This is a genomic window from Streptomyces sp. NPDC024698, assembly GCF_055559015.1.
The window spans coordinates 703393-727152 of record NZ_JBVHLK010000002.1 but is presented as its reverse complement, the minus strand read 5'-3'; the positions used below and the strand labels follow the sequence as shown (position 1 = coordinate 727152).

Sequence of the window (23760 nt, the reverse complement as noted above, 5' to 3'; positions counted from 1 at the left end):
CATGGCCCCCATTCCTGGCTCCGGCCTCGCCAAGGGCCTGGCCGTCACCCTCCGCACGATGACGAAGAAGACCGTCACCGCGCAGTACCCGGACGTCCAGCCCGAACTCCCGCCCCGCACCCGTGGTGTCATCGCCCTCTTCGAGGAGAACTGCACGGTCTGCATGCTGTGCGCCCGTGAGTGCCCGGACTGGTGCATCTACATCGACTCCCACAAGGAGACGGTCCCGCCCGCCGCCCCGGGCGGCCGCGAGCGCAGCCGCAACGTCCTCGACCGTTTCGCCATCGACTTCGCCCTGTGCATGTACTGCGGTATCTGCATCGAGGTCTGTCCTTTCGACGCGCTGTTCTGGACCCCGGAGTTCGAGTACGCGGAGACCGACATCCACGAACTCACCCACGAGCGCGACAAGCTCCGCGAGTGGATGTGGACCGTCCCGGCCCCGCCCGCCCTCGACCCCGGCGCCGAGGAGCCCAAGGAGATCGCGGCCGCCCGCAAGACCGCCGACAAACTCGCAGCCGAACAAGCAGCTCAGGCCGAACAGACTGCCCAGGCCGAACAGGCAGCCGAGGCCGATCAGGCAGCCGAGGCCGAACGATCGGCCGAGGCGACCCAGTCGGCTCAGCCGGCCGAAGCGGCGCAGGCGGCCGAGGAGGCGCAGCCGAGGCAGCCGTCGCCGCCGACGCAGGCCGAGGACGCCGGGCAGCCGGAGCCCCCGGTCACGCCTCCCGCCGACCCGCAGGAGGGACAGTCGTGACCTTCGCAGCAGCCACGGCCACCGCGGCCACCACCGTCGCCGCCGGGCACCACGGCTTCCTCTCCCCGACCGGCGTCGAGATCGCCTTCCTCCTCGTCGGCCTGCTCACCTTCGGCGCCGCGCTCGTCACCGTCACCACCAAGCAACTGGTGCACGCCGCGTTGTGGCTGGTGGTCGCCCTCGGCGGTCTCGCCGTCGAATACCTGCTCCTGACGGCCGAGTTCATCGCCTGGGTGCAGGTCCTCATCTACGTCGGATCCGTGGTCGTCCTCCTTCTGTTCGGTCTGATGCTCACCAGGGCCCCGATCGGCCGCTCCCCGGACGCCGACTCGGGCAACCGCTGGGCGGCGCTGGCCGTGGCACTCGCCTCGGCCGGCACCCTGATCTGGGTCGTCGTCGACGCGTTCCGTACGACCTGGGTCGACCTGAGCGGAGCCGCCGCCGGTTCCACCGAGGTCACCGGGGCGAGCCTCTTCCAGAACTGGGTCCTGCCCTTCGAAGCGCTGTCCGTCCTCCTCCTCGCCGCCCTGGTCGGCGCGATCGTCCTCTCCCGCAAGGCGAAGGCGGACACCACCGAGACGACCACGAGGGCCACCACCCCGCGCGTCCCCGGCAGCCGCGACGGCAAGCAGAACAAGGAAGGTGTCCGCTGATGCACCTCGCCTATCCCGCCGTCCTCGCCGCCCTCCTGTTCTGCACGGGCCTGTACGGAGTCCTGGCACGCCGCAACGCGATCCTGGTCCTGATGTCGGTCGAGCTCATGCTCAACGCCGTCAACCTGAACCTCGTCGCCTTCGACGTCTGGCTCTCCAAGGCCGCCCGCGACACGCTGCACTCCGGTCAGGCCCTGACCCTGTTCACCATCGCCATCGCCGCCGCCGAGATCGGCATCGGCCTGGCGATCGTCCTCGCCGTGTACCGCAACCGCGGCACCTCGGACATCGACAAGCTCCGCGACACCGCCGAGGGCCACGGCCCCGACGACCCCGACAGCGACGCCCCCGCGGCCGAGAAGGCTGAGGCCACCGCGTGACCACGACCACCCTCGCCGTCCTCGTTCCCCTCCTCCCGTTCCTCGGCGCCGTCGCCGGCCTCCTCCTGGGCCGCACGGCCCCGGGCTTCGTCCGCCCGCTCGCCGTCCTGCCGGTCCTCGCGTCCCTCGTCCTCGCCGTGCTCGTCGCGGCGCACCAGGGCGGCGGCCAGGCCATCGACTCGCACACCGAACTCACGCCGACCGGCTCGGTCCCCATCGAACTGGGCCTGCACATCGACGGCTTCGCCGCCCTCGTCGCCGTACTCGTCGGCGTCGTCGCCACCTGTGTGCAGATCTACTCGACGGGCTATCTGCACGACGACCCGCGCTACCCCTCGTACGCCGCACTCGTCTCCCTGTTCACCTCCGCGATGCTGCTCGTCGTCTACTCCGGCGACCTGATGGTGCTCCTGGTCGGCTGGGAGATCATGGGCATCTGTTCGTACTTCCTGGTCGGCCACTACTGGGAGACCCCGGAAGCACGCGCCGCCTCCCTCAAGGCCTTCCTGGTCACCAAACTCGGCGACGTCCCCTTCCTCATCGGTCTGTTCGCGCTCGCCACCGACGCCGGCTCGTTCCGGATCACCAGAGTCCTCGGCGCCGTGGCGAGCGGGGGGCTGCACCACCCCACGGTCGTCGCGCTGCTCCTCCTCGCGGGCGTGGCGGGCAAGTCGGCGCTGTTCCCGCTGCACACCTGGCTGCCCGACGCGATGGCGGGCCCCACACCCGTCTCCGCGCTGATCCACGCCGCGACGATGGTCGCCGCCGGCATCTACTTCGTCGCCCGGCTCCTCCCCGTCTTCCAGGCCTCCGCGGCCGCGATGGTCGTCCTCGCCGTCATGGCCGGCGTCACGATGGTCGGCTCGGGACTCGCCGCCCTCGCCCAGGACGACATCAAGCGGGTCCTCGCCTACTCGACGATCGGTCAGCTCGGGTACATGGCCGGTGCCCTCGCCGTCGGCGACCGCGGTGCCGCCGTCTTCCACCTCCTCGCGCACGGCGCCTTCAAGGCCCTGCTGTTCCTCGCCGCCGGCGTGATCATCCACGCCTCCGGCACCAACTCGCTGGCCGCCATGTCCCGGATGAAGGACCTGCGCACCTGCGTCCCCGACGCCTTCTGGACGATGACCGTGGCGCTGCTCGCGCTCGCCGCGATCCCGCCCTTCAGCGGTTTCTTCTCCAAGGAGGCCGTCCTCGGCGCCGCCGAACACGTCGCCACCGGCCACACCGAGCAGGCCCCCGGCGCCTCGGGCTGGATCGTTCTGATCACCGGTCTGGTCACCGCCGTCCTCACCGCCGCGTACGCGACCCGGCTGTGGCTGATGGCCTTCCGCGGCCACGGAGCCGAGGCCCCCGACCACGGCAGGCAGCCGGTCACGATGACGGCCGTGCTGTGGGTGCTCGCCATCCCCTCGCTCGCGTTCGGCCTGGCGTTCGGCCCGCTGCCCGACTGGTTCGACGGCCGCGACCTGACGCCCGTCCTCACCACGTCGGTGCTCGGCACGGGACTCGCCCTGGTCGGCGGGATCGTCACCTACGGAGCCTGGCGCCACACCACCGCCCTGGCGGCCCGTGTCCCCCTGGGCGCGGTCGCGGCCCACCCGGACGCCGACGGCGGACGGGTCGAGGCCGAGGCCATCGCCTCCCACGAACCCGCCTACGGAGACGTCGCCCAGGCCGCCGACCCGGCCGACCCGGGCCGGCTGCTGCTCGGCCCGCTGCACCGCCATGCGGCCGTCGGCTTCCACCTCGACGCCGTGTACTTGGTGCTGTTCGTCCGCCCGGTCCAGGCCGGAGCATCGCTCGTCCGGTTCCTCGACCGCGAGGTCGTCGACACCTACGTACGCGGCGCGGGCGCCCTACCCCGCTGGCTCGGCACCGCCGTACGGCGCGCCCAGACCGGCAATGTGCAGACCTATGTGAGCGCGCTGCTCGCCGGCACCGTCGTCCTGGTGGTCGCCGCCCTCCTCGTCGCCACGGGAGCGTGAGCAGCAGTGATCGATATCAGTGAATCCGTGATGCAGATTCTTCTCGCGTTGATCGTCGTCGGCCCGCTCATCGGGGCCGTGGCCGCCCTTCTCCCTGCCCCGCCCGGGCTGAAGGGGAAGTCGCCCGAACAGGCGGTGCTGCGGCACGGCGTGATCGTCACGGGCGTCGTCCTCATCGCCGCGATCGTCCTCGCGCTCGGCTTCGACCACGACCACCCCTCGAAGATGCAGGCCACGACCGACATCAGCTGGATCCCGGCACTCGACGTGCGGATCCACCTCGGCGTCGACGGCATTTCCCTCCCCCTTCTGGTCCTGACCGCGCTGCTGACCTTCCTGTGCGCTTTGTACTCCTACTTCAAGATGCCCGCGGGCCCGACCCCGAAGGCATTCGTCGCGCTGCTGCTCGTCCTCGAGTCCGGCACCCTCGCGACCTTCGCCGTCCTCGATCTGCTGCTGTTCTTCCTCGCGTTCGAGACGGTGCTCATCCCGATGTACTTCCTCATCGCACGGTGGGGAGGCGCCCAGCGCCAGGCCGCGGCCTGGAAGTTCATCCTCTTCACCCTGCTCGGTTCGGTCGTCATGCTGCTGGGCCTGCTCCTGATCGGAATCAAGGCGGGCACATTCGACATGGTGGCACTCGCCACTGACAACGGCCGGTCGCTGAGCACATCCGTGCAGGTCACCGCCGTTCTGGCGATCGGGATCGGGCTCGCGGTCAAGACGCCGATGTGGCCGCTGCACAGCTGGCTGCCCGACGCCCACACCGCCGCCCCGACCGTCGGCTCGGTCCTGCTGGCCGGCGTCATGCTGAAGATGGGCACGTACGGGTTCGTCCGGATCCTGCTGCCCATCGCGCCGGACGGATTCCGGACCTTCGCCCCCTACCTCGCGGCCTTCGCCGTCGTCGGGATCATCTACGGTTCCCTGGCCTGTCTGGCCCTGGTCAAGCAGGGCACGAAGGGCGACCTCAAGCGGCTCATCGCCTACTCCTCCGTCGGCCACATGGGCTTCGTCCTGCTCGGCATCTCGACCATGACCGCGACCGGTGTGAACGGCGCCCTGTTCGCCAACATCGCCCACGGCCTCATCACCGGCCTCCTCTTCTTCCTCGTCGGAGCGCTGAAGGACCGCACGGGCACCAGCGACCTCGACACGCTCGCCGAGGAGTCCGGCGCCGCGCTGTACGGCAGGGCGCCGCACCTCGGCGGCCTGCTGGCCTTCGCGGCCGTCGCCTCGCTCGGACTGCCGGGCCTCGCCGGGTTCTGGGGCGAGATGCTGGCCATGTTCGGCGCGTTCGAACCCGCCTCCGGACTCAGCCGCCCCGCCTATCTGACGTTCATGACGATCGCCGCGTTCGGCACCCTGCTCACCGCCGCGTACATGCTCATCGTCGTACGCCGTGTCTGCATGGGCCCGACAGCCCACGAGTCGCCGAGGCTCATCGACGTCCAGACCTACGAGTTCGCCGCCTGGACACCGCTCGTCGCCCTCACCGTCGTCGCCGGCCTGTGGCCCCGGGCCCTGCTCGGCCTGACCGACCCGGCCGTACAGCAGCTCCTCGCAGGAGGCACCCGATGAGTTCCCTGGTCCAGTCCGTCGACTGGCTCGCCATCGCGCCGCCCACCCTGACGGCGGTCGTCGGACTCGCCGTGCTCGTCACCGATCTCTTCATCGGCGACGCGAGGAAGGCCGTACTCGGCTGGATGTCCGTCGCCGGGCTCGCCGCGTCCGCGCTGTTGCTACTGCCCCTGCGAGACGGCGACCGGGCCACGTTCTGCGCGACCGGCGCCACGGACACCTGTAGCTATGTGGCGGACCGCTTCACCCTGGTCGTCCAGCTCCTGGTGCTCGGCGGCGCGCTCCTCGTCGCCCTGCTGTCGGTCACGGCCCTGAAGGACGCCGACCGGGAACTCCCCGAGGGGGAGTACTGGTTCCTGCTGCTCTCCTCGGCCGCCGGCGCCGCCCTCCTGCCCGCCTCCCGCGACCTCGCGACCCTCATCGTCGCCCTGGAGGTCGCCTCGCTGCCCGCCTTCGCGCTCGTCGGCATCAAACGCGGCGACCGGAAGTCCTCGGAAGCAGCACTGAAGTTCTTCCTGTCCTCCGTCACCGCGACCGCCGTCAGCCTCATGGGCGTCAGCTTCGTCTACGCGACGACGGGCACCCTCTACCTCACCCGGATCGCGGACCGCATCCAGCACGTCGACGGACAGTTCCACACCCTCGCCCAGACGGGCGTCGTCCTCACCCTCGTCGGCTTCGCCTTCAAGACGGCCGCCGTCCCCTTCCACTTCTGGGTGCCCGACACCTACGTGGGAGCGCCCCTGCCGATCGCCGCCTACCTGTCGGTCGTCGGCAAGGCGGTCGGCTTCTCCGGGCTCATCCTCGTCACGGTCGTCGCCTTCCCCTCGTACGCGGACGTCTGGGGCCCGGCGCTGGCCGGCCTGGCGGCCCTCACCATGACGGCCGGGAACGTCGGCGCCCTGCGACAGCGGTCCACGCGCGCGTACAGCGCGGTGCGGCTGCTCGCCTGGTCCTCCGTCGGCCAGGCCGGCTACCTCCTGGTCCCGATCGCGGCGGCCGCCTACTCCCAGGACGCCCAGAAGGCCATCGGCTCCACGGTCGCCTACGCCCTCATGTACGCGGCGGTGAACCTCGGCGCCTTCGCCGTGGCCGCCCTGGTGGCCCGCAGAAGCCCCCTGAACCGCATCAGCGACTACCGGGGCCTGTACGCGGAGAGCCCCCTGTCCGCGCTGGTCCTCGGCTTCTTCCTGCTCTGCCTCGCCGGACTGCCGCCGGGCATCATCGGCCTCTTCGCCAAGGTGACCGTCTTCTCGGCGGCCGTCGACGCGGGGCTCGGCTGGCTGGCCGTCGTCATGGCGGTCAACGTGGTGATCGCGCTTTTCTACTACCTCCAGTGGACCGCGCTGCTCTTCCGCGCTCCCGAAGGCGAGCCGGGCACGCACCGCGCACCGGTTCCGCTCACCGCGGCCATCGCCCTGACGGCCGTCCTGGGAGTCGTCCTGTCCGGGGCGCCCCAGCTGATCCTGCGCTTCTCGGAGACCGCACTTTTCTGAAGCAGCACTCCCCGAGGCGAGGGCCTCGTCAAGGGGCACGCGCGCGTGAACGGTCGTCCGAATCACCCGGACGGCCCACGCCCCGGGCGGCGCGCGCAAGGGAACTCGCGCTTCCCGTCTGGCGTTGACCTGTACGGGAGGGTCCACTGAAGAGTGGAAGCAGAGCATCAGCAAGCAAAGGGCTCCCCGCCGCACGACTTGGAGGGCTACCGTGCACCGCCGGCACAATGGGCTCAGGACAGCCGTACTCCTCGGGGGACTGTCCGCACTCATCATCGTCATCGGCAGCTTCTTCGGGCGTACAGGCCTGATCGTCGCCCTGTTCATCGCGATCGCGACGAACGCGTACGCGTACTGGAACAGCGACAAACTGGCTCTACGCGCGATGCGCGCCCGTCCGGTGAGCGAGTTCGAGGCCCCTGCCCTGTATCGCATGGTCCGCGATCTCTCGACGCAGGCCCGCCAGCCCATGCCGCGCCTGTACATCTCACCGACAGAGGCGCCGAATGCCTTCGCGACGGGCCGCAACCCGCGCAACGCGGCCGTGTGCTGCACCGAGGGCATCCTGCGCATCCTGGACGAGCGCGAGCTGCGCGGTGTCATCGGCCACGAACTCAGTCACGTCTACAACCGGGACATCCTGATCTCGTCCGTGGCCGGCGCCCTGGCCTCGGTGATCATGTTCCTGGTCAACTTCGCCTGGCTGATCCCGGTCGGCCGGTCCAACGACGACGACGGCCCCGGCATCCTCGGAATGCTCCTGGTCATGATCCTGGGCCCGCTCGCCGCCTCCCTCATCCAGCTCGCGATCAGCCGCTCCCGGGAGTACGAGGCGGACGCGTCCGGTGCCCAGCTCACCGGCGACCCCCTCGCCCTCGCGAGCGCGCTGCGCAAGCTCGACGCGGGCACGAAGCAGCTGCCACTGCCTCCCGAGCCGCGCATCGAGACCGCGAGCCACATGATGATCGCAAACCCATTCCGCCCGGGACAGGGAATGTCGAAGATGTTCTCTACGCATCCGCCGATGGCGGAGCGGATCGCCCGGCTCGAGCAGATGGCAGGTCGTCAGCAGTGAAGACAATTCTGAACGTCATTTGGCTCATCCTGAGCGGCTTCTGGCTGTTCCTCGGATACCTCGCCGCAGGCATCATCCTGTGCATCACCATTATCGGTATCCCGTTCGGCATCGCCTCGTTCCGGATCGGCGTCTACGCGCTGTGGCCGTTCGGCTATACGACGGTGGAGCGCCACGACGCCGGCGCCCCGTCCTGCGTCGGGAACGTCCTGTGGCTCGTCCTCGCCGGCTGGTGGCTCGCCCTGGCCCACATCGTCACGGGCATCGCCATGTGCCTGACGATCATCGGCATCCCGTTCGGCATCGCCAACTTCAAGCTCATCCCGATCTCGCTGTTCCCGCTGGGGCGCGAAATCGTGCGCACGGACGAGCCGTTCGCGGGCCGTTAGCCGTACGGGCCCCGTCGCCCCGCTCCTTGCCGCACACGGGCCGATGCCCGCGCCGGACGAGGGTTGTCCACAGGCTGCCCGATTGTCAGTGGCGCGCTGCATCATGAACCCATGACCGAAATCGAGCAGTTGCTGGCACGGGTCGCTGCGGAGGCCCGCAACACCCGCCCGTGGGGCTGGCCTTCGCTCCCCGCGCCCGTGGGACCGGATGAGGTCGCCCGCGCCGAGGCCGCCCTCGGCTTCCCGCTGCCCGCACTGCTCGCATCGCTCTACCTTCGGATAGGGGACGGCGGATTCGGTCCGGAATACGGCCTGCTGTCCCTGCTCGACGGCCCGCCGTCGGGTGAACCCGCGGTCGTCCCGCAATACCTCGCCAACCGCGAGAGCGGCCGCAAGGACCCGGAATGGCCCTGGCCCGAGGGGATCCTGCCCATATCCCACTGGGGTTGCGGAATGTACGCGTGCGTGGACTGCCAGAGTCCCGACGGCACGGTCTTGCTCTTCGACCCGAACGCGCACCAGGCCGACCACTCCTGGTACGTGGACGCACCTGACCTCGCGACCTGGCTGCTCGCCTGGCTGGAGGGAACGGGCTGGTACGAGGAGTCCAACGACGGCGCGGACCTCCCCCTCTGGCCCGACTTCCCCCTGCGTACGACGGTGCCCCGGACCTCCTGACCGGCCGGCCGATCGCCCCGGACCCCGCCCGGGACGACGCCCCTCGCACCAGGGACGGCGTCCGTCTTCACACCCGGGACGGCGCGACCACCCGCCGCCTCGCCACGCGCGGTATCCGACGCCACGCGCCGATCCGGGGGAGGGGGCCACGGGACGGCTCTCAGCGCGAAGCGACCCCCCTACGCACGCCGTACGAAGCCGCCCCGACCGCCAGGACGGCCACGCCGACGACCACCGAGACCCACGGCAGAGCACAGGCCAGCGTCACGCAGCCGAGGAGGCCAAGCACCGGCACGACCCGCGCCGCCGGGGCCGGACTCAGCGTCCACGCGGAGGCGTTGGCGATCGCGTAGTACACCAGCACACCGAAGGAGGAGAAACCGATCGCGCCGCGCACGTCCACGGTCGCGGCGAGCACGGCGACCACCGCGCCCACGGCCAGTTCCGCCCGGTGCGGGACCTGGTAGCGCGGATGGACAGCGGCCAGGCCGGCCGGCAGATGACGGTCGCGGGCCATGGCCAACGTGGTCCGTGAGACACCCAGGATCAGAGCGAGCAGCGAGCCGAGCGCGGCCACGGCGGCCCCCACCCGCACGATCGGCACGAGCCCCGGCAGCCCGGCCGCCCGGACAGCGTCCGCCAGCGGAGCCGGGGCAAGCCCCAATGCCTCCGAACCGAGTACCGAAAGGACAGCCACGGCGACGGCCGCGTAGACCGCGAGCGCGATCCCCAGAGCCAGCGGGATCGCGCGCGGAATGGTGCGCGCCGGATCGCGTACCTCCTCGCCGAGCGTCGCGATCCGCGCGTACCCGGCGAACGCGAAGAAGAGCAGCCCGGCCGCCTCGAACACCCCGCCCACGCCGGACGACAGCCCGACGCCGAGCCGCCCGGCGTCCGAGGCGCCGGACCCCAGACACCCCACCACCACGGAAGCGAGGACCGCCAGGACCACCACCACGATCACCCGTGTCAGCCACGCCGACTTCTGCACACCGCCGTAGTTCACGGCGGTCAGGGCGAGGACCGCGGCGACCGCCACCGCATGCGCCTGCGAGGGCCAGACGTAGGCACCCACGGTGAGCGCCATCGCGGCGCAGGAGGCTGTCTTGCCGACGATGAACGACCAGCCGGCCAGATGCCCCCAGAAGGCCCCGAGCCGCTCGCGCCCGTAGACGTACGTGCCGCCGGAAGCGGGGTACAGGGCGGCGAGCCGGGCCGAGGACATCGCGTTGCAGTAGGCGACGACCGCGGCGACCGCGAGTCCGAGCAGCAGTCCGGACCCGGCCGCCCGCGCGGCGGGGCCGAGCGCGGCGAAGATCCCGGCACCGATCATCGAGCCGAGCCCGACGACCACGGCGTCACCGACACCCAGCGTGCGGCGCAACTCGGAACCGGACGGCGTCATGTGCCGCACCCTACTGATCTGCGCAACCGGCGGGATCCACAGCGGCGTCCTGTTCATCGGCACGGCGTCCACACGCCATCGAACAGGCGCTCCGCACCGGGCCCGGACAGCGCGGGCACGGCCCGTCCGGACCGAAATCACAGGGTCCGGACAGCGTGAGTACACAACGGAAGGGCAGGCTCAGAACATGGGCATCATCAGCTGGATCATTCTGGGGCTGCTGGCAGGCGCCATCGCCAAGTTCCTGCTCCCCGGGCGCGACCCGGGCGGCTTCATCGGCACGACGGTCATCGGTGTCGTGGGTGCGTTCCTCGGCGGCTGGATATCGGCCCGCTGGCTGGACCACCCCATCAGCAAGCACTTCTACGACGGCGCCACGTGGGTCGCCGCCATCGGCGGCTCGCTCGTGCTGCTGATCCTGTACCGCGTCTTCTTCGGCGACTCACGCCGCTGATCCCGTGACGCAGGGCCCGCAGCCGGCGGACGAGAAGGGTGGACACCCAGGGTGTCCACCCTTCCTCGTACCGTCGGCCGTTCGGCGGCGGCCTCGTGCCGCCCACCGGTGTTCTAGCGGTAGTTCACGTACTGAAGGGCGAAGTCGAAGTCCTTGCCCTTGAGGAGGGCCTGAACGGCCTGGAGGTCGTCACGGCTCTTCGAGCTGACGCGCAGCTCTTCGCCCTGGACCTGGGCCTTCACGCCCTTGGGGCCCTCGTCGCGAATGATCTTCGCCACCTTCTTGGCGTTCTCCTGGGAGATGCCTTCCTCGATGGTCGCGAAGATCTTGTACTCCTTGCCGGAGAGCTGCGGCTCACCGGCGTCCAGCGACTTCAGCGAGATGCCGCGCTTGATCAGCTTGGTCTCGAACACATCGAGGACGGCCTTCACCCGCTCCTCGGAGTTCGCCTCCATGAGGATCTTCTCGCCGGACCAGGAGATGGAGGCGCCGACGTTCTTGAAGTCGTAGCGCTGCGAGATCTCCTTGGCGGTCTGGTTGAGGGCGTTGTCGACCTCCTGCCGCTCGACCTTCGAGACGATGTCGAAACTGGAGTCGGCCATGTCCTGTGGCTCCTTGTATCGGGGTGCGTAGGGGCGGCTGTCGAGCCCGGCGTAGGCCTCCGGCCGCATCCGCATAAGCCTAGCCACCCCCCTCCCCCCAGGCGTCGATCAATTGGGTGGCGAAGCATCCCCGAGCATCGGGTATCGTTTACGTCGTTGCCAGGGAGCACCGCGAAAGCGAGGCTCAGGGGCAGCAACCCCGGCGGTGTGCCCGAGCGGCCAAAGGGAGCAGACTGTAAATCTGCCGGCTAAGCCTACCCAGGTTCGAACCCTGGCGCCGCCACATGTAGGTGAACCCCCTCCGACCAGCCTTAACGGCAGGTTGGAGGGGGTTTCTTCGTTCCTGGCCCTGTTCGATTCGGCGTGGACGTGTCTCACCTCGTACCGCCTGAATCCCACCTCTGATCAGTGCGTGTCCCCCAGGTGTCCCCCGGGGGAGAGCATGATCACTCCGGCTGGTTCCACTCTCGGAGGGCCGCATCGATCCGGCTGTTCGCGCGTTCTCGGGTCTGGTCGAGCACCTTGGCGTACACCGTGTGCAGAACGGCGATGCTGTGCCCGGCACGGCGGGCGCACTCCATAGCATCGACTCCAGAACTGAGCCAGAACGACACTCCCGCGTGCCGTAGGTCGTAGGGGCGACGGGCCAGCAGAGAAGCCGTCTCCGCCTCGCTCAGCACGTCCTTTCGAGCATTCGCCCACACCTCTCCATAGCCGGTCTCTTGCAGCAGGCCATTGCGGTTCGTCCGGAAGAGTCGACCGTCGGGTGCCGTGCCGTGCGCGGCGATGTGCTCCCGCAGCATGCGGACGAAGTGGGGCGGGATCGGCACGGGACGGGAGTCCTTCTTGGCGCGTGCCTTGAGGTGGCGCACCTCGTGCGCCGTTCCGTCGTCGGTCCAGTTACGTCCAGCCCGGACAACCCCTTGCCGCAGGGTGAGCATCCCCCACCCTGATTCCGGAAGGTGGCACTGGACCATGCGAAGCCCGGTGGCCTCGGCGGGGCGCATGGCTGCGTAGTACAGGCACCCGAAGAACGCTTCCAGATGCTGGCCACGCGGGCCCTGCTCCCGCACGCCCGCCAAGAGCGCGCGGATCTGGCGAGGGTTGGCGACGCTTTCGGGGTCCACTGCTTCCACCGACTTCGGAGCGGTCCACTTCACGGCCGTGATCGGGTTGACCGGCATCGAGAAGTACTGCTCTTCTACGGCGAGCCCGAGCACGTCGCTCAGGCAGGCACGCTTGCGTTTCGCTGTGCGCGGTGATGCTTCCTTGCCGTCCAGCCGTAAGGACAGTGCGTCTAGGGCCAGACGGACGGTCGTAGGGTCCTCCAGCGCGGAGATCGGCATGGAATGCTTGGAGACCCATGCAAGAGCCCGTGCCACATCGTCCGGCGGGGTCTCGTCCCAGCGTTTCCGGTTGTAGGCCCACCCGTACAGCGCGCGGCGAATGAGCGCGGTGTCGGGCATCCCTGTCCTGGTCCTCACGAGCGCTGGCGTGATGGTCGCCAGCGCATCGGCATAGTTCTTCCGTGACTTCGCGGGCGCCAGCGCCCACTTGCGGTCGACGTACGCGCGGCTGTGCTCGTACCACGTGATGGAGCCCTGCTTGGCGCGCAGCTCGGACACGGGTAGGCCCGTTTCCTCGTCGAACTGGTCGCCACGTCGAACGGCGGACATCAGTTCCGAGCGGCGTCCCTCGGCCTGGACTTTCAGCGCGTAGCTCTTGGAGTGCTTGCGTTCCCCGACCAGCCAGCGCAGGCGGTAGGGCTTCGGGCGATCCTTGCGGATCTCGATGGAGTAGAGGCGAACGTCGTAGGTCAGGGCCATATGAACTCCAGAGGGGCCCGCCGGAAGCGGGCCCCTCGTGTCTCGTGTGCGTGGGAGATGGTCAGGCAGCAGCGTCTTCCATGGCTGACCACCACGCGTCGAGATCGGCGCGGCGGCAACGGAGCTGACCGTTGGGCAGTTTGAGGAGCTTCGGGGCCTTGCCGCGAGCGCGCATCCGGTAGAAAGCAGCACGGCTCATGTCGATCTCTTCGAGGACTTCGGGGAGCTTGAGCATCTTGGGGCGGGCCAAGGCGGTTACTCCTTCGTCTTCTTCGCTTCTGGATATCCGCCACGTCCGCCACGCCGCCACATCGCAGGTCAGAGCCTTGATCGTGTGGCGCATAGCGGTTTTGTGGCGGATGGATGCCGCCACACCCGATGGGTGTGGCGGCATCGGGAGGGCCGGTCTCGTCAGCTGGCAGGGACCGGCTGTGTGGCGGTTTCCGATGACGTGTGGCGGATCGCTGTGGCGCTATCCGCCACGGATTCACCCCCGCTGACCTGCGGTGTGGCGGACGTGGCGGACGTGGCGGATCCTCCGGGGGGCGGAGGGCAGTACCTCATCCAGGCGTCCGCGAGATCTTCCGCGTAGTAGCCCTTGGGGAACCCTGAGGGGGTGCGAATGCCGCGCGATTTGATCGGCTTGAGTGCAGCAGTGACGTACTGTCCGAGCAGTCGCCCGAGCGTGCGTGAGTTGATCGGCTTGTCGTCCAGATCCCCCCACGGTCCGTCGTCCAGGCGGAGCAGGCATTCGATGATCACGGCGGAGGGCATGCGGTCCGCGCCGCAGAACACCTTGTCGCGAAGATCGGTCAACAGCCGGATGCCGATGGAGGATTCGTCGTTGTCGTGGGCTGCGCTGATCAGTTCAACGCAGGCGGCCCGTGCCCGGGTGGGCCAGTCCCCTCCGGCCGCGTCCGCGACGGCGAGCAGGGGTTCCCACACGTCTGCGGGCCGGTCGGTGACTCCTTCGGGCATCTCGGGCCACGCGTTGGTGACCCGGTCGCGGACGGTGTCGGCCCACTTGGCGAGCCGGTCACGTAGGGCGTGTCCTTGCTTCTCGTGGGTGCGCTGCCGGTAAGGCTCGATCTTCTCGTTCGGTGCGCGCTTGCGCATGCGGACAATGACTGTCCTGGTCAGCACAGTGTCCGGGAGCGAACCGATCCCGGCCATGGCCACGGCGCAGTAGGAGCCAAAGACCTGAGCGTTCTGATTCGAGCCGTCCCCAACGCAGCGCAGCGCGCCGCCGATGCGCCGGTAGCCGGCATTCAGGAAGCCGCGCAACGCCTCATCGGCACCAGCCTTTGGACCGAAGATCGTATCCACCTCGTCGAACAGCACTGTGGGCAGCCCTTCGGCGGAGTCCACCAGCCGGTAGAGAGCGTTAGCGGATGCGGACACGGTCGCGACCGGTCGGGGCGTGAGGAGTTCAACGATCTCCAGTGCCCTTGACTTGCCCGAGCCGGGCTCCGGGGACAGGAACGCGACCCGGGGCGTGGTTTCGAAGCAGTCGATCAGGTGAGCGTGTGCATCCCACAAGACGACTGCGACGTAGGCATGTTCGCTGGGGAAGATGTTGAAGCGGCGGTGGAAGGCCTCCACCTCGTCCAGCAGCGCGGCCCCGTCGGTGATCTCGGTCATGCGGCGGCCCTCCTTTCGGGCGGGGTCACGGGAGCTCCCGTGCATGCGGATTTGTGGGCGGCGTACTCGGCCGCAAGCGCGGCAACGTCCTCGGCTCCCGTCGCAGTGCCGGTCAGCCCACAGGCGCAGGCGTAAGCGGCGTTCGGGGTGTCGCCGGGCTGCTTCCACCAGCGGGCTCCGTCGTAGTGGTGGCGGTAGACCGGCGGGGCGTAGATGCGGATCCCTGGCTCATTCGACGTCGGGTCCGGCGTGCCGTGGCGGGCCTGGTTGCTGCGGAACTTCTCAGAGCGAACAGCAGAAGGGACGCCCTTACGGGCGGCGCCTTTCGGTTCGCCCACGGCCGGCCGCGGTGCCGCAGTTCGGGCGGGGTGCGAGTGATGGGTGGGTTGGGGTTGGCCTTCCAGGTGGGGGGAGTTGCGGCCGGTCATGCTGCCTCCCGCGGCCGGACGGTGCGCAGGGAGCTGTCCAGGGCGCTGCGGATGGTGGTGCGGCACTCGGCAGCGGTGAGGCCGATCGACTCCCCCGCCGCCTGGAAGGCCTCCTCCACCACGTGCCGGGGGAGGTCGCCCCACGCGACGAACCGCCCCACCTTGAACGCGCTGCGGTTGAGCACGGTGTTCCGGGTGCCGTCCGCAGCCCCGGCGACCTCGGCGCATTCGGCTTCCAGCGCCGCCTGTGCCGCGCGGCTGCCGTCCACCACAGGCAGCCGCAGCGGCACCGCCACCGCAGCGGGAGCGGCTGTCAGAGCCTCGCGCAGCCACTCCGGCAGCAGTGCCGTCGGACTGTCGTCCAGAACCTCATACGTGCCGTCCGGGGTGACGCTGCTCGGGGCAACGACGTAGCCGCCCCACCCGCGGGTGTCGATCTTCTTCGCGAGCCGTCCGGCCGTGGAGTTCAGCCGGACGTCGGGGGGTTGGGTGAAGTACAGGTGCTCTCCACCGCGTGCAGTCCGCACCCGGTAGGTAGTCGGGACGTCCTGCTCGGCGCGCTCGCAGAGCGCTTGAAAGGAAGTCGCGCCGTCAGGCGTTCCTTTTGGGTCTTGAGGCTTGAGCGTGTCGAGGTCGATGACCAGCAGCCCGGACGGGCCGGTAGCAATCCCGACGTTGTATGACTGCTGCGCCCACGCTGCGGCGATCAGTTCAGGGTCGGTGGTGGCTCGCTGCTCGGGCGTCTTGTGCCCACCCGTGCAACGCCCCACGGTGGGGCAGTACTTCTCTGCATGGCCGGCCGGGCGTTTGTCGCCAGGCCGCAGGGGGATGACGTGCCATCCGCGGCGTGCACTGTCTAAAGCCCTGTTGAGCAGGGCCGTACTCGGGGCGGTGGTCACGCGGCAGCGCTCCCGTCCGTCCACAGGCTGAGGATGCGATGGTTGTAGCCGTCCACGGCCGCGGCGAACGCGTCCCGGTCCCCGGAGCGCAGCGCGTTCAGTAGTGCCGCGGTCTGGGGGTTGGGTCCCGGGGGCTCGATGCCGTCGAGGTCGCGGGTGAGGGTGTGGAGCAGGGCCCACGTGAGGTAGGGGTCTAGGGCCATGCGGTGCTCGATCAGGGTGAGCGGTGGGCCGACGGTGAGCAGGACCAGAACGGTGCTGCCGTCGGGGCGGGGTTCGGTGCGGACCATGGTCACCTGCTCGGTGCCCTCGGGCACTCGCGGCTTGTCGATTCGATCGGTCATGCTGGATGTCTCCAGTTCCTTTGACGGTGCTGGTGAGCAAGGGCGGCCCCGCTTCTTTGGCGAGATGGAGGGGCCGCCCTTGGCGTAGCTAGGTGTCCTTGCCGCGGGCGAGCTTGAGCGTGATGCCGCCCGCTCCGATGGGTCCGGCGGTGCCGGCGATGACGGTCGCGGTGTGTGCGGCCACGTCCATCAGCCACGCGATGGCCAGGACCACGCCCCAGGTGCCGAGGGCGGCGGCCCCGGCGATCGCGAACGGGATGAGCAGCCGGCCCCACGGGAACGGGGGCGGGGTGTCGTTGACGACGAACACGACCGGCTGCCCGGTGGCCTGTGCGCGTTGGAAGACGTCCGCGGGAATGTGCGGGGCTATCTGTCCGGGCGGGTTGGTGTGGTTCATGACGGTCTCCTTTGCACGAGGTTCGGTGACTTTGCGTGACAGGAGCGTGCAGGGTTACTGGGTAGTGGGTAGCGGGGTCCCCAGTGGGGAAGCCCAGCTCAATACCCGTGACACCCCAGTAGGGGCCGGTAGTGGGTAGTGGGGAGCGCCCCACTACCCACTACTCGGTAGCACTGTGTGATGGATTTTCAGGCGTGGTCGGGGTGGACGTAGACCGAGTGCGGCCCGTTGTCCCGGTAGACCAACTCGCCCCGCTCGACCGCGGCTTGCAGCGCGGCCCGGACGGTCTTGCGGTCCTTGCCCGCCAGATCGGCGACCGCGGACGGCTTCATACCCTGCGCCCCGGTTGCCTTGATCGCGTCCAGCGCGGCCGGCAGCCACGTCGGGCCCTGCTCGCCCCGCAGTGCGGACAGGTTCAGCCCGGCGGGCCGCTCCGCCCCATCCCCGTTGGGATCCGGCGTGGTGCCGAACTGTGCGTCGATCTCTGCTCGGAAGCGGCGCAGGATCTCATCGTCCTGCGACGCAGCGTTCGACTCGGTGCGCAGCGCGGACAGGTTCAACCCACTACCCGTGGCCGCCGCGGACGGTTCGATGCCGGCGTCGGCATCGAGGGTGAGGTCGCGCATCCACGCGGTGCGCTCCGCGTCCCAGCGGCGCGCGTACGCCGCGCCCGCAGCCTTCGCGGATACGTCGTCCAGTCGCGGGTGCCGGTCGGATGTTGCGGCGGTGATCTCCCGGATCTGGTTGGGGAGGATCCGCCACGCCTTGAACAACGCGGCAGGGGACTCGGGAGTGCCCATGAACCCGGCGCCCTGGTAGGGGGCCTGGTCCACGCGCAGCCCGCGGCGACCGGGGAACATCTTCCCCAGGTCCATGCCCTCGGTCTCCCCGCCGGTAAGGGCGACGCGGACCTTTCCTTCGCGGCGGATCATCAGGTTGCCCAGCACGCTGCCCGTTGCTCCGAGGGCGGTGAGGACGGTGCGGATGCCCATGGCGCGCAGCATGCGGATGACTTCAAGGATCTTCTTCGCGAGTTCCTTGACCTGCCGGTCCGTGCTGACCAGGATCTCCGCACCCTCATCGATGACCAGCAGGATCTGCGGGATCCGCGGGCTGATCGGCAGGTTGTCGGTGTTCGCCTTGGACAGCACGTCCTGGTAGGCCTTCTTGCGGTGCAGCCCGATCGTCAGCGCGGCATCGAGCATGGCGAGGGCTTCCTCATGTGTCCCGGCGAGCCAGTCGATCCCGGGCCGGACCGCTTTGCCGTCCTCTCGTGTGAGGTCCCCGTTCAGTGCCGGCAGGACCCACGGAAGTCCGGCCGATCCGGCGTTGAGGTCGATGACCCAGGTCAGGACGTCCTCGGCGCGGGCGAACCCGGCGAGGATCGTGTGGATCATGTTGGTCTTGCCCGATCCGGTCGGGCCGACGACCAGCGCGCACTGCTCGCGCAGGTAGACGGGCACGGTTTCGCCGTTGGTCCGCACGCCCCACGGGAGCCCGGTGAGCACGGAGAGCGGCCCGTAGTCGCTGGGGTAGGGGCATTCGTCTGCGAGGACGTTGACGGTGGTGACGTCCAGGATGGTGCGGCCCTGGTGGATGCCGGGGCCGGCGGTGGCGGTGCAGCCGTGCGGCAGCTTCGCATCCGCGGACAGAGCCACGGAGTGCTGGGCGATCCGGTCGTAGGTGATGCCGCCCTGCGGTTCGAGGTCCAGGGAGTAACCGGCGCCGGTCTCCCACTTCTCCACCCCGACCACCCGCACGGCGATGTGGCAGATCCGTTGGATCCGCTCGACCCACTCCGCAGCAATCGCCCGACGCTCCGCAGACAACTCAGCGGCGATGGCGCGCTGTTCTGCCGCGATGGCTTCGTCCTCGCGGGCCTCTTCGTACAGGGCGACGGATCGGGCACCGGCCCCCATCCCCACCCCCAGGGCGGTCAGGGATCCGAGGGCCGCCCAGGACAGGGGGCCGGTGGTCATGGCCCAGGTGGTCCAGCCCGCGCCGACCAGCCACGATGCGGCCTTGAAGGCGAGGGTGCGGCCCGCGTTGCGCACGCGGAGCCCGGCGACGGTGTGCCCGAGCGCCCCGGCAGCGCCCACGGCGAGGGCCCATCCGGGCGGCATGGACAGGGCGGCGCCGGTGGTGGCGACGGCGAAGGCTCCGGTGGTGGCGGACAGGGCGCCGGTCACGGGTCCGTGACCGGCTGCCCAGTCCAGCACCGGGCCACTGCTCTGATTCTTGGCGGTGGCAGTGCTCATCTCAGACGTTCCAACCCTTCTCAGCCTCGGGACCGTTGCGGGGGTCCTCATGCCGGGCGATGTCCTGCGCATGGACCTGCCGGAACAACGGGCCCATGTCCTCCGCGACCGCGACCGCGCTCATCAGGGCGCCGAAGATGTCGCTGAACCCGTCCGCGATCTCCTTCTCCAGCGGGAACTCCGAGTCGGAGCGCTCCGCGAGGATCTTCATGACGTTGGCGACCGCGGTGAGCGCGGCCGGGAGCCCTTCGACCATGGCCAGGATCTCCATGGCGTTCTCGGGCTCGTAGGAGTTGGCGGCCTGCTCCATCTCGGATGCGGCCTCTTCGAACTGGAAACCGGACACGTGCTCTCCTTCACTTACAGGGCTGTTCGTGCTGGTGGGAACCGTGGCCGCGGGACGCTCGACCTCTCCCGCGATACCGTCCGTGCCGTCCTTGGCCGCTTCCGCATCCGCGGCGGCCTCCTGCTCGCGCTGCTCCTCGCGCGCGGCTTCATCCCGCTCCGCACGCTGCTCCGCCGCGGTCTGCACGAGACGCCGGTACAGGCGCCGGCCGGGGTTGACCAGCCACGGCAGCCGCAGCTTCCGCCCGAGCGGACTGGTCAGGAGACCGAGCAGGCCGACCGGCAGTGCCAGCAGCGCGGCGAGCAGCCGGCGGCCGTGGAAGCGGGCCGCAGACCGGCGCAGCGCTTGCCGTGCAGCCTTACGGGCCGGGGCCTTGCGCACCGCGGCGCGTTGCGCGGCGACGGTGCCGCCGGTCTTCGCGTCGCGCTTGTTGCGCTGCTTCGCGATCGCCGCATCCCGTGCCGCGCGGGCCTTTCGGGCTGCTCCGCCCAGCAGTCGGCCGGCGGGACCGGGGCGCTTAGTCGGCCGGTTGGTGCCGAGAGAAGCCTTGGCGTTGCGGCGCGCGTCGGCGACCGCACGACGGGCGTCGCTGGTCTGCTTGCGCTGCCCGCCGCGTGAGCCCGCGGCATTCTTCTGCGCGGCCCGCAGCGCCTTGACCTGCCCTAACCGGCCCGCAGCGCTGTTGCCCGCGCTGTGCTTGGCCGGGCCGTGCGCAGACTTGTGCAGGCCTTTCCCGCTGGTGCCCGTGCCGTGGCGGGCCGCGGTGTTGTTGGTGCGGCGGTGCTGGCCTGGCATGTTGCCCGACCGGCCGTCACGACCGGCATGCGAGCCTCCCGAGCGGTTACCGGTACTTTCGCGGCTGCTCGTGCCGGAGCTCCGCAGCCCGGAAGTGCGGGCCGTAGATCGGCCGGCGTGGCGGGCCGCTGTGCGACGGGCGTCGCGGCGGGGGTTGGGCTTGTGGGAGCGGGCGGCAGCGAGGGTGCCGAGGACGACCATTCCGGTCGCGGCCACGGCTGCGGTGATAGGGCCGCCGGCCAGGGATGCGGCGGCGACCGCGCCGATGCTGCCGTTGATGCCGGACAGGGTGAGCGGGACGACCGGCCACCCGCCCGGCGTGTGGTCCACCTCCTTCGGTTCATCGGCCGTGGTGGGCGCGGCGGGTGGTGTCGGGGGCGGTGTGATCGGGGGAGCCGGGACTACTACCGGCTCGGTGCTGAGTTCCGTCATGCTGTGAGCACTCCTTGAGGAGTAGGGCCCGACCGGGGCTGTGAGAGGTCCGTCCGGTCGGGCCTGCCAACAGGGCTTATGCGGCGCACTGTTCGTCGTTGGGGTAGGCGCAAGGCACGCACGTTCCGAGCGAGACAGGGATGACGTATCCGGCATCCCGCCGGCACTCAGGGCAGATGCGGCGCGCAGTGTTCGCCTTGGCCAGGGCCGCCCATTTCGCCGGCGTCATCGGCCGGACGGGCTTGGCTTTGTCGATCTCGTACAGGTAGGCGACCAGCGGGCCGCGCCGGTGGCGGGGCCGCTCGATCTGCGCGGCGACGCCTTGCCCGCCGGGCCGTAACCCCCGGGCCCGTAGCTGCCGGATCGTGGCCAGACCGTCGGGGGCGAGGTGCCAGGAGTAGACGGGTATAGAGGCCATCAGACGGCAGCCTCAGCCGGTCCGTCCCCGTCGTCGTCCGCGTTCTCGCGCAGACGGTTGGCGACCCATCCGATCGACCAGCCGGTGTCTTCCGCGAGCTGCCGCACCGACTTCTCGCCCCCGCCGAACGAGCGGAGGTAGGCACGGGCTTCGGTCTCGGGCATCTTCGTGAACGGGGTCGGTCGGCTGTTCACGGCGGTGTTCACGACGCCGTTCACGGTTTTCACGCTCTCCCGCTCAACCGCGTCGCGAGAGGCCAGGGAGACGACCTCCCGGGCCTGCCGTTCGGCCCGTGAACGGTCCGCCTGTTCACGCTGTTCACGCCGCAAGGCGTCCTCGCGCTGCTGCTCCTCGCGCCGGACGCGTTCTTCGTATTCGCGCTGCTCACGCCGGTTCTCGGCCTGCCGGTCGCCACGTTCACGCTCGATCCGGGCCGTGTGGTCGCGCTCCGCGGCCCGCTCGGAAGCCTCCCGGTCGGCCCGCTCGCGTTCGAGCTTTTCGGCGTGGTCCCGGGCCTGCTGTTCACGGTGTTCACGGGCCTGTTGCTCGCGTTCACGGTCGGCCCGCTGCTGCTGTTCACGCTGCTCGGTCTCGGCGGCCCGTGAACGCTCGATCTTGTCCACGGCACGGTTGATCGCACGCCGGTAGGCGAGCCCCGCTTCTGCGGTGGCGATCAGCAGGAGCGGCGCCACGGAGTGGACCGCGACACCCACCAGATCACCGTTGAGTGCGCTGTCCCCGACGTTCAGGAGCAGCGTCATCAGACCGGTCATCCACCGCAGCACGGCCGGCCACGCCCCGGACGTTCCCCCGAGGCGGGCCACGGTCGCATCGAGTCGGACCACGATGACCACCGCAGTGTCGACCACGAGCGGCAGGATCGGCGCGGTGCGGTCCCAGCCGTCCGGGGTGACCCGTTCGACCAGCGGCGTGACTGTGAGGACGGAGAACAGCACCGCACCAGCGGTGATGGCCCACGTCCCGGCGGAGAGCGTCCTCTCCGCGGAGCGGAGCTGATCGGGAGATAGGGAATCAAGCATCTCCGCCCCCTGCTCGAACACTGTCGAGGGCGGACCCGTAGGCGATCAGGCGAATCTCGGCACCGGCGTACGGGGCGGTCCCGCGGAGCGTCCACGTGGTGTTGCCGGCCTGCTCGCGGAACTCCACCTGCTCCGGACCGATGTCCAGGGCTACGCGCCAGACCTCGAACTCTCCCAGCCCGTTGTGCAGGGAGAGTTCCAGACGCTCGGGATAGATCGGGGTCACCCCCACGGTGGGGGCGGGCAGGTCGTCGTATTCGGCGGCCAGCGTGCGCAGCGCCCGCATCGGGACGGACAAGGCGGCCAGCGTCAGCAGCTCGCTCATGCGCCGACCTCCAGGGTCGTGGCGGAGCGGCGAGACAGCTCCGCTCGCACGGCCAGCGCCGTTCCAGCGGTGCAGCGGCCGCCCTGACGCTTCGTGGTGCGGCGCGAACGGCGCACCGTGGGGCGGGAGACGAGCGGGCTCATGCGGAGCAGGGACGCCGCGAACGCCGCGGCCTCCGCGTCGCTCTCGCGCAGCTCCGCGAGCACTTCCCGCGCCACGTCCAGCCGCGCCGCCCGCTCCAGGTCCGACTCCCGAACGGGGCCGGTGAACAGTTCAAGGTCGATACCGAACGCCAGCTCCGCGAACTCGGTCGGGGTAACAGCCACATGACCTGCAACGATGCACTTCATGGGTCGTGTCTCCTAGCTCTGGTACGGCCCAAAGCGCCCCCGGAGTTGCAGCTCCGGGGGCGCGCCGTATCTGGGTGGGTTAGTCGTCGTTCGATTCGCTGGTGACGCCGTACGCGGCATCAAGCTCCGCGGCCACGTCCAAGCACTCGCCGGACGTGAGCCGGTCGTAGACCGCCTGGCCGCGCTGGACGTTCTCCGCGGAGGTCAGGTCAACGGGCTGTGCTGTGTTCTCGCAGGACATGCAGACTCCTGACGGTGTCGTGCGTGTGGGCCTGGCCGGTGTCGGCCCCGGCTCCCTGCCACCCCGCCCGTACGACCGAGGGAGGCAGCCGGCCGCAGCATGAGCGTTGCGGCGGTGCGGAACGGCTTCTCCGGTCCCGCCCTTGCGGGGCGAGCCGGTTCCGAGCCGGTGATCGGGTGCGTCATCGTCACTGCTCTGACGCCAGCAGGGCGGCGCACACCAGGTGGCAACCAACGGGCTGACCTCCCGTGAGGGAGGGATGATCCCGAGGACTGTTCTCCAGAGCCGGTGCGCGAGGAAGTGGCCGCCAGCGGCCATCACCCGGGCCGTTGCGGGGACGGGACTTGCACCCGTCGTCTCAACCACTGTTCAGTTCTCAAAGAGCGATCACTCCCCAGCAGGCGCGGTAACCCCTGGTCAGGGGCTCCAAATCCCTCGCGAGACCGGACCTGCTGGGCGCGCTGAGCAGCCCAAAGAAGGCCCCCGACTTGGCCAACTTGGCTAGCCCGATCGGGATGACCTCAACGTAGCCATCCTGGCTAGTCATGTCAACACTTGGCTG

25 protein-coding genes and 1 tRNA gene are annotated in these 23760 nt (G+C 69.8%); 11 read left to right on the top strand and 15 right to left on the bottom strand.

Going from position 1 to position 23760, the window contains the following annotated elements; all coding sequences use genetic code 11:
• Position 1 precedes the first annotated feature (1 nt).
• The 9 genes from ACZ4AA_RS07755 to ACZ4AA_RS07715 all read left to right on the top strand — a co-directional run bounded on the left by ACZ4AA_RS07755 (position 2) and on the right by ACZ4AA_RS07715 (position 8997).
• Positions 2–757 carry a NuoI/complex I 23 kDa subunit family protein gene (locus ACZ4AA_RS07755; RefSeq protein WP_467596997.1) on the top strand — a complete coding sequence of 252 codons (756 nt, stop codon included), beginning with the start codon at positions 2–4 and terminating at the stop codon, positions 755–757.
• Positions 754–1410 carry an NADH-quinone oxidoreductase subunit J family protein gene (locus ACZ4AA_RS07750; protein WP_467596993.1) on the top strand — a complete coding sequence of 219 codons (657 nt, stop codon included), beginning with the start codon at positions 754–756 and terminating at the stop codon, positions 1408–1410. The genes ACZ4AA_RS07755 and ACZ4AA_RS07750 overlap by 4 nt, the downstream gene beginning before the upstream one ends.
• Positions 1410–1790 carry an NADH-quinone oxidoreductase subunit NuoK gene (gene nuoK, locus ACZ4AA_RS07745; protein ID WP_351542567.1) on the top strand — a complete coding sequence of 127 codons (381 nt, stop codon included), beginning with the start codon at positions 1410–1412 and terminating at the stop codon, positions 1788–1790. Before ACZ4AA_RS07750 ends, nuoK begins: the two co-directional genes overlap by 1 nt.
• Positions 1787–3778, top strand: coding sequence for an NADH-quinone oxidoreductase subunit 5 family protein (locus ACZ4AA_RS07740; RefSeq protein WP_467596988.1), 1992 nt, complete (start codon positions 1787–1789; stop codon positions 3776–3778). Before nuoK ends, ACZ4AA_RS07740 begins: the two co-directional genes overlap by 4 nt.
• 6 nt (positions 3779–3784) lie before the next feature.
• Positions 3785–5359, top strand: coding sequence for a complex I subunit 4 family protein (locus ACZ4AA_RS07735; RefSeq protein ID WP_467596985.1), 1575 nt, complete (start codon positions 3785–3787; stop codon positions 5357–5359).
• Positions 5356–6855, top strand: a complete 1500-nt coding sequence (locus tag ACZ4AA_RS07730) for an NADH-quinone oxidoreductase subunit N (RefSeq protein ID WP_467596982.1) — start codon at positions 5356–5358, stop codon at positions 6853–6855. Before ACZ4AA_RS07735 ends, ACZ4AA_RS07730 begins: the two co-directional genes overlap by 4 nt.
• A gap of 211 nt (positions 6856–7066) precedes the next feature.
• A complete protein-coding gene (gene htpX, locus ACZ4AA_RS07725) occupies positions 7067–7930 on the top strand; it encodes a zinc metalloprotease HtpX (RefSeq protein WP_339130903.1) in 864 nt (287 codons plus the stop codon).
• A complete protein-coding gene (locus ACZ4AA_RS07720; RefSeq protein ID WP_467596978.1) occupies positions 7927–8319 on the top strand; it encodes a YccF domain-containing protein in 393 nt (130 codons plus the stop codon). The genes htpX and ACZ4AA_RS07720 overlap by 4 nt, the downstream gene beginning before the upstream one ends.
• A gap of 111 nt (positions 8320–8430) precedes the next feature.
• Positions 8431–8997: an SMI1/KNR4 family protein gene (locus tag ACZ4AA_RS07715; protein WP_467596975.1), complete on the top strand. Its 567-nt coding sequence runs from the start codon at positions 8431–8433 to the stop codon at positions 8995–8997.
• A gap of 160 nt (positions 8998–9157) precedes the next feature.
• Here ACZ4AA_RS07715 and ACZ4AA_RS07710 read toward each other — a convergent pair whose 3' ends face one another.
• Positions 9158–10402 (bottom strand): APC family permease, encoded by a 1245-nt coding sequence (locus tag ACZ4AA_RS07710; RefSeq protein ID WP_467596972.1) that lies wholly within the window; start codon positions 10400–10402, stop codon positions 9158–9160.
• Positions 10403–10589: 187 nt separating this feature from the next.
• On the opposite strand from ACZ4AA_RS07710, the gene ACZ4AA_RS07705 reads away from it, so the two are divergent.
• Positions 10590–10856: a GlsB/YeaQ/YmgE family stress response membrane protein gene (locus ACZ4AA_RS07705; RefSeq protein ID WP_467596969.1), complete on the top strand. Its 267-nt coding sequence runs from the start codon at positions 10590–10592 to the stop codon at positions 10854–10856.
• Positions 10857–10969: 113 nt separating this feature from the next.
• Here ACZ4AA_RS07705 and ACZ4AA_RS07700 read toward each other — a convergent pair whose 3' ends face one another.
• Positions 10970–11458: a YajQ family cyclic di-GMP-binding protein gene (locus tag ACZ4AA_RS07700; RefSeq protein ID WP_351863196.1), complete on the bottom strand. Its 489-nt coding sequence runs from the start codon at positions 11456–11458 to the stop codon at positions 10970–10972.
• 201 nt (positions 11459–11659) lie between these two features.
• Here ACZ4AA_RS07700 and ACZ4AA_RS07695 point away from each other — a divergent pair.
• Positions 11660–11741, top strand: a tRNA-Tyr gene (locus tag ACZ4AA_RS07695).
• A 163-nt stretch (positions 11742–11904) separates the two neighbouring features.
• Here the strand turns inward: ACZ4AA_RS07695 and ACZ4AA_RS07690 are convergent.
• The 13 genes from ACZ4AA_RS07690 to ACZ4AA_RS07630 form a co-directional block, all read right to left on the bottom strand.
• Positions 11905–13284, bottom strand: a complete 1380-nt coding sequence (locus ACZ4AA_RS07690) for a tyrosine-type recombinase/integrase (RefSeq protein ID WP_467596964.1) — start codon at positions 13282–13284, stop codon at positions 11905–11907.
• Positions 13285–13345: 61 nt separating this feature from the next.
• The gene (locus tag ACZ4AA_RS07685; protein ID WP_467597126.1) at positions 13346–13534 is read right to left on the bottom strand and encodes a helix-turn-helix transcriptional regulator; all 189 of its coding nucleotides are present in this window, start codon (positions 13532–13534) and stop codon (positions 13346–13348) included.
• A gap of 161 nt (positions 13535–13695) precedes the next feature.
• Positions 13696–14925 carry a DUF3631 domain-containing protein gene (locus ACZ4AA_RS07680; protein WP_467596961.1) on the bottom strand — a complete coding sequence of 410 codons (1230 nt, stop codon included), beginning with the start codon at positions 14923–14925 and terminating at the stop codon, positions 13696–13698.
• 424 nt (positions 14926–15349) lie between these two features.
• Complete coding sequence (locus tag ACZ4AA_RS07675; RefSeq protein ID WP_467596958.1) at positions 15350–16252, bottom strand: bifunctional DNA primase/polymerase; 903 nt, start codon at positions 16250–16252, stop codon at positions 15350–15352.
• The gene (locus tag ACZ4AA_RS07670) at positions 16249–16596 is read right to left on the bottom strand and encodes a hypothetical protein (protein WP_467596955.1); all 348 of its coding nucleotides are present in this window, start codon (positions 16594–16596) and stop codon (positions 16249–16251) included. Before ACZ4AA_RS07670 ends, ACZ4AA_RS07675 begins: the two co-directional genes overlap by 4 nt.
• An 88-nt stretch (positions 16597–16684) precedes the next feature.
• Positions 16685–16993 (bottom strand): hypothetical protein, encoded by a 309-nt coding sequence (locus ACZ4AA_RS07665; RefSeq protein ID WP_467596952.1) that lies wholly within the window; start codon positions 16991–16993, stop codon positions 16685–16687.
• Positions 16994–17181: 188 nt separating this feature from the next.
• Positions 17182–19251 carry a hypothetical protein gene (locus tag ACZ4AA_RS07660; RefSeq protein ID WP_467596949.1) on the bottom strand — a complete coding sequence of 690 codons (2070 nt, stop codon included), beginning with the start codon at positions 19249–19251 and terminating at the stop codon, positions 17182–17184.
• A gap of 1 nt (position 19252) precedes the next feature.
• Positions 19253–20824 carry a hypothetical protein gene (locus ACZ4AA_RS07655; protein WP_467596946.1) on the bottom strand — a complete coding sequence of 524 codons (1572 nt, stop codon included), beginning with the start codon at positions 20822–20824 and terminating at the stop codon, positions 19253–19255.
• Between the two features lie 76 nt (positions 20825–20900).
• Positions 20901–21242 carry an RRQRL motif-containing zinc-binding protein gene (locus ACZ4AA_RS07650; protein WP_467596942.1) on the bottom strand — a complete coding sequence of 114 codons (342 nt, stop codon included), beginning with the start codon at positions 21240–21242 and terminating at the stop codon, positions 20901–20903.
• Positions 21242–22282, bottom strand: a complete 1041-nt coding sequence (locus ACZ4AA_RS07645) for a DUF2637 domain-containing protein (protein WP_467596938.1) — start codon at positions 22280–22282, stop codon at positions 21242–21244. Before ACZ4AA_RS07645 ends, ACZ4AA_RS07650 begins: the two co-directional genes overlap by 1 nt.
• Positions 22275–22607, bottom strand: coding sequence for a hypothetical protein (locus tag ACZ4AA_RS07640; RefSeq protein WP_467596935.1), 333 nt, complete (start codon positions 22605–22607; stop codon positions 22275–22277). The genes ACZ4AA_RS07645 and ACZ4AA_RS07640 overlap by 8 nt, the downstream gene beginning before the upstream one ends.
• The gene (locus tag ACZ4AA_RS07635; RefSeq protein WP_467596932.1) at positions 22604–22957 is read right to left on the bottom strand and encodes a hypothetical protein; all 354 of its coding nucleotides are present in this window, start codon (positions 22955–22957) and stop codon (positions 22604–22606) included. The genes ACZ4AA_RS07640 and ACZ4AA_RS07635 overlap by 4 nt, the downstream gene beginning before the upstream one ends.
• Before the next feature lie 79 nt (positions 22958–23036).
• A complete protein-coding gene (locus tag ACZ4AA_RS07630; RefSeq protein ID WP_467596929.1) occupies positions 23037–23198 on the bottom strand; it encodes a hypothetical protein in 162 nt (53 codons plus the stop codon).
• Between the last annotated feature and the right edge of the window lie 562 nt (positions 23199–23760).

Coding starts and splice junctions, on each gene's coding strand:
- ACZ4AA_RS07755 (WP_467596997.1), top strand. CDS start 2: ATGGCCCCCATTCCTGGCTCCGGCCTCGCCAAGGGCCTGGCCGTCACC.
- nuoK (WP_351542567.1), top strand. CDS start 1,410: ATGCACCTCGCCTATCCCGCCGTCCTCGCCGCCCTCCTGTTCTGCACG.
- ACZ4AA_RS07730 (WP_467596982.1), top strand. CDS start 5,356: ATGAGTTCCCTGGTCCAGTCCGTCGACTGGCTCGCCATCGCGCCGCCC.
- ACZ4AA_RS07715 (WP_467596975.1), top strand. CDS start 8,431: ATGACCGAAATCGAGCAGTTGCTGGCACGGGTCGCTGCGGAGGCCCGC.
- ACZ4AA_RS07710 (WP_467596972.1), bottom strand. CDS start 10,402: ATGACGCCGTCCGGTTCCGAGTTGCGCCGCACGCTGGGTGTCGGTGAC.
- ACZ4AA_RS07705 (WP_467596969.1), top strand. CDS start 10,590: ATGGGCATCATCAGCTGGATCATTCTGGGGCTGCTGGCAGGCGCCATC.
- ACZ4AA_RS07700 (WP_351863196.1), bottom strand. CDS start 11,458: ATGGCCGACTCCAGTTTCGACATCGTCTCGAAGGTCGAGCGGCAGGAG.
- ACZ4AA_RS07690 (WP_467596964.1), bottom strand. CDS start 13,284: ATGGCCCTGACCTACGACGTTCGCCTCTACTCCATCGAGATCCGCAAG.
- ACZ4AA_RS07680 (WP_467596961.1), bottom strand. CDS start 14,925: ATGACCGAGATCACCGACGGGGCCGCGCTGCTGGACGAGGTGGAGGCC.
- ACZ4AA_RS07670 (WP_467596955.1), bottom strand. CDS start 16,596: ATGACCGATCGAATCGACAAGCCGCGAGTGCCCGAGGGCACCGAGCAG.
- ACZ4AA_RS07665 (WP_467596952.1), bottom strand. CDS start 16,993: ATGAACCACACCAACCCGCCCGGACAGATAGCCCCGCACATTCCCGCG.
- ACZ4AA_RS07660 (WP_467596949.1), bottom strand. CDS start 19,251: ATGAGCACTGCCACCGCCAAGAATCAGAGCAGTGGCCCGGTGCTGGAC.
- ACZ4AA_RS07655 (WP_467596946.1), bottom strand. CDS start 20,824: ATGACGGAACTCAGCACCGAGCCGGTAGTAGTCCCGGCTCCCCCGATC.
- ACZ4AA_RS07650 (WP_467596942.1), bottom strand. CDS start 21,242: ATGGCCTCTATACCCGTCTACTCCTGGCACCTCGCCCCCGACGGTCTG.
- ACZ4AA_RS07645 (WP_467596938.1), bottom strand. CDS start 22,282: ATGCTTGATTCCCTATCTCCCGATCAGCTCCGCTCCGCGGAGAGGACG.
- ACZ4AA_RS07640 (WP_467596935.1), bottom strand. CDS start 22,607: ATGAGCGAGCTGCTGACGCTGGCCGCCTTGTCCGTCCCGATGCGGGCG.
- ACZ4AA_RS07635 (WP_467596932.1), bottom strand. CDS start 22,957: ATGAAGTGCATCGTTGCAGGTCATGTGGCTGTTACCCCGACCGAGTTC.
- ACZ4AA_RS07630 (WP_467596929.1), bottom strand. CDS start 23,198: ATGTCCTGCGAGAACACAGCACAGCCCGTTGACCTGACCTCCGCGGAG.